General features: G+C 42.7%; 1 protein-coding gene. It reads right to left on the bottom strand.

Features of this window, described 5'->3' with window-relative positions:
- Positions 1 to 220: 220 nt before the first annotated feature.
- Complete coding sequence (locus ACHUFZ_RS21215) at positions 221 to 1165, bottom strand: D-2-hydroxyacid dehydrogenase family protein (RefSeq protein WP_394128711.1); 945 nt, start codon at positions 1163 to 1165, stop codon at positions 221 to 223.
- Positions 1166 to 1261: the final 96 nt, after the last annotated feature.

Below are 1261 nucleotides of genomic sequence, written 5' to 3'. Positions count from 1 at the left end.
TTTATCACCTGATATGCAAGCTAAACAATACATTTTCAATTGGTAAACTTGCCTACATTCTCGAGGCAGTTAACGCCCAATTAAGGGGTGAACAACGCCTCACCCCAAACCTAAAGCATTGTGCCATAAACACGAAAACTGAAGTAGAAACAAAAGTGCCAAGCGTTGTGAATCCCTCTTAAATTGCTTGTTATAACAACGATTTCCTCGATGCCGATGGTTATGCCTTACCCTGCTCGAAAGCTAAAATATTCTCGAATGCTATTTTGAAGTAAAGCTCATAGCTGTTTTGCTCTACGTACCCCAAATGTGGAGTAGCCGTTACGTTAGGTAATGACAATAAAGGCTCGTTATCAAGCGATGCTGGTTCATTATCAAAGACATCAACGGCAGCTCGCTTAGTTGGTACCGCCACCAGCTCGTTGTATAGCGCAGAGTTTTCTACAAGCTCTGAGCGACTAGTGTTTACAAATAAAGAATCGAGCTTCATTAAGCTCAAGTCCTGAGCTGTTACGCACGCCCTAGTTACTTCATTCAAACGTAAGTGAAGTGACAGAATATCCGAACCAGAGAAAAATGCTTCCTTTGAAGCGGCAGCTTCAAAGCCGTGTTCAAGTGCAAGGTTTCTCGATTGCTCACTACCCCAAACAACCACTGACATTTCAAATGCTTTTGCATATTGAGCAATTCGTTGTCCAATTTTTCCGTAGCCCCAAATACCAAGCTTCAAGCCATTTAGAGTACGACCTAAACCGAGCACACCAGACTCCTGCCATGTATCGTTTTGGAGATTGGCTGAATAAGTTGGTATGTGGCGACTTGCCGCCATAATCAGTGCCCACGTTAATTCTGAAGGAGCAACAGGAGAGCCACGTCCCTCCAACACCTTTACCCCATACTTTTCGCATAGGTGGACATCAATATGATTGCTAACTTTACCTGTTTGACTGATAACTTTAAGGTTAGGTAACTGTGCAAGCAGTGACTCTGTAATAACGGTGCGTTCTCGAATTAAAACAAGAGCCTCTGTGTCTTTCAGCTTAGCTATCAACTCCGACTCAGGAAATGTTTCGTTCAAGATGGACACATCGTGATGTGATAGTAATTCGAAACAACCTAACGCTCTAACCACATCCTGGTAGTCATCTAAAACTGTTATTTTCACGGAACTCTCCTTGTTGTTATAACGCCAAATTAAGGTGTGAACAACGCTAACCACCCTACCTAAACCATTGTGCCATAAACACAAAACTAGACTGAA

This window comes from Vibrio hepatarius, from assembly GCF_043642085.1.
GTDB lineage: Bacteria > Pseudomonadota > Gammaproteobacteria > Enterobacterales > Vibrionaceae > Vibrio > Vibrio hepatarius_C.
This window is presented reverse-complemented; position numbering and strand designations above follow the sequence as displayed.